Consider the following 2,581-nt stretch of genomic DNA (forward strand, 5'->3'; position numbering starts at 1 on the left):
CATGGTAGTGCTAAGCTCCAATGACGGATACGTTTATGGTGTCCTCGCTTCAAGTGCTAAAGCAAAATGGGCAGCCAGGATGCCTGCAACAACAACAGATAATTCACCTATCTTGGCAGCCGGAAGAATCTATGTAGGCAGCGGCAGTAACCTCTTTGCTTTAAACCCGTCCAGCGGTCGCACGTACTGGGTGAAGGCCTTTTCATCAGAGGTCGCTCAATCTCCTACCGCTAACGATAATAGCGTGTTCGTTATAACCAACGAAAACAAAGTGTATGCGTTTGAAAATACCGGCAAAACGTTGTGGAAAAAACCAATAATTCTGAGTTATGCCCCAGCAGCCTCTGCAACCGTTGCTGGCAATATGCTTATCGTTCCACAACGCCGAGGCATGATTAGCATGTACGACATTGCAACCGGCGAGCTTAAATGGCAGTACACCATCCGGCCTTTACCAAGCAACGCAGTAAATGCCGCCCCTCGCCAAGACTATGTTAATATCACCACTTCACCAGTAGTCGCTAACGGGACTCTTTATATCCTAACGGATAATGGGGAATTAATCGCCTTCAGCACTTTGAAGGGTGTTGATGTGACTTCGCCTGAAGTTGAGTACGTACTTCCTGAAGCCGGCGAGTCGATGCCTGGTCAACCGCCTCTTGAGATAACTGCGAAAATAAATGACGAAGGCTCGGGGATCAACCCTTCCACTGTCAAATTATTTTTAGATGAGGAAGCGCTTAGCTGTGATTTTGACTCGACAAAGGGCTTGATAAGCTATAAGTTCCTTGTAAGCCAGACCAATAAGCCATGGTCCGATGGACGCCATAACTTGCGTCTGGAAGCTTCCGATTGGGCTGGCAATAAGCTTAACAAAACATGGTCAGTAATGGTGGACAATAGCCTCAAGCGAGCGGCTAAACGACGTTATCAAGGACCAACACCCGGCATAAGCACTCCAGGCGCGAATCCTTCAAATCCTTATGGTCGTCCCGGCAACACACCAAATTACCCCGGACGTTAAGGCTAACCTCGTGATGGAAAAACAAGCTATCGCCGCATGGCTAAAGCTAGTCGGCGTAGAGTTACGGTCAAGCCGCAAATATGCGCTTTTAAATGAATACGGCAGTCCTCAAGCTGTCCTCGATGCCCCATCTGAAGATTTGGCTCAGATGGGATTTTCGCCCTCAGAAATCAACCGCCTCCACAACGCTCCCGAATTCCCTGCCTCCGCAATTAATATAATCGAGTCAGGGCAGTTATCAATGGTTACAATTCTAGATGATGATTACCCAGCGAACTTAAAACCTCTGGACGGAGCGCCCATAGCACTCTTTATTCGAGGCCAATTATCAGAGACAGATCGCTTTAGTATTGGAATAGTAGGAACGCGAAAAGCATCGAGTGTTGGTCTAATGATTGCAGAGCAGCTTGCGAAGGATCTAGCCAAATCGGGACTCTGCATTGTAAGCGGCGGCGCGTTTGGAATCGACACATCCGCACACCAAGGAGCGCTCGCGGCCGGTGGTCGAACTATTGCTGTACTTGCAAGTGGCGCAGAAATGGACTCCCCGCCATCTAACAGGGCTTTGTTTCAGAAGATTGCAGCCAATGGCGCGGTAGTATCAGAATTCCCACCCGGCACTACACCATTACCTGGCCGATTTCCCGTACGCAACTGGACGCTAAGCGGCCTCAGTTTAGGAGTGATTATGGTGGAGGTTCCTGAACGAAGCGGGGCGCTCATCACGGCCGGTTGCGCAGCAGAGCAGGGACGTGATGTATTCGTCGTTCCCGGTAGAATGGGGGAAACGAACTACGACGGCTCACACAGCCTTACCAAAGACGGCGCCACCCTAATCAGCAGCGCCGATGATATCCTCGCGGCATTAGGCATCCCAAAAGATGACCACCCCAAAACCAACAAACCCAATACAAACCTAACCCCTCAACAAAAACGGATATTAGAAGCCCTATCTCTAGAACCCACGCACCCCGACACCATCGCCCGCCAACTAAACTTACCCACGCAAGCCCTAGCCACCGAACTAACCATCCTAGAAATAACCAACCAAGCCCGCCGCCTCCCAGGTGGATTATATATTCGGGCACTGTAGAGAAGGTAGGAGATATGGGGTTTATAGCCAATATTTTATATTTTCATCATAAAGAAGGAAAAGTATATACGGACAGCTAATCTGTTTATATACGATAGCTGGCTTTTTATCCCAGGATTCGAAGGAGATTCATAATGAGAAAATTGATAAGTGTGTTCGTGTTAGCAGTTCTTGCTGTTTCATGTCTTGCGCAAGAATTAAAATCAGAAGATATTTATAAGAAAGTAAAAGAAATAAAAAATATTTATTACTCCAAACAACAAATAACTTTATTAAGATGTCTTTTCGATAAAGCATTACATAAATTTAGCACTGGGTCAATTGACCTGCTTCACATCGATGGATTACATACCTATGAGGCGGTTAGACACGATTTTGAAAGTTGGGTTGGTAAGCTTACAAAAGATGGAGTTATTATGTTCCATGATATAGCGGAAAAGAAAGATGATTTTGGAGTATATAAA

Annotated in this window: 3 protein-coding genes; all 3 read left to right on the top strand. The window is 46.8% G+C overall.

Features of this window, described 5'->3' with window-relative positions:
• Positions 1 to 1,024: PQQ-binding-like beta-propeller repeat protein (locus WCO51_12230; protein MEI6514021.1), on the top strand; the 1,024-nt coding region annotated here is incomplete at its 5' end.
• Positions 1,025 to 1,037: 13 nt separating this feature from the next.
• The gene (dprA, locus tag WCO51_12235; GenBank protein ID MEI6514022.1) at positions 1,038 to 2,117 is read left to right on the top strand and encodes a DNA-processing protein DprA; all 1,080 of its coding nucleotides are present in this window, start codon (positions 1,038 to 1,040) and stop codon (positions 2,115 to 2,117) included.
• Positions 2,118 to 2,251: 134 nt separating this feature from the next.
• Positions 2,252 to 2,581: class I SAM-dependent methyltransferase (locus tag WCO51_12240; GenBank protein ID MEI6514023.1), on the top strand; the 330-nt coding region annotated here is incomplete at its 3' end.

The organism is bacterium, from assembly GCA_037131655.1.
GTDB lineage: Bacteria > Armatimonadota > Fimbriimonadia > Fimbriimonadales > JBAXQP01 > JBAXQP01.

Excerpts from the sequence above, each read along its gene's own strand:
- dprA (MEI6514022.1), top strand. The coding sequence starts at position 1,038 with ATGGAAAAACAAGCTATCGCCGCATGGCTAAAGCTAGTCGGCGTAGAG.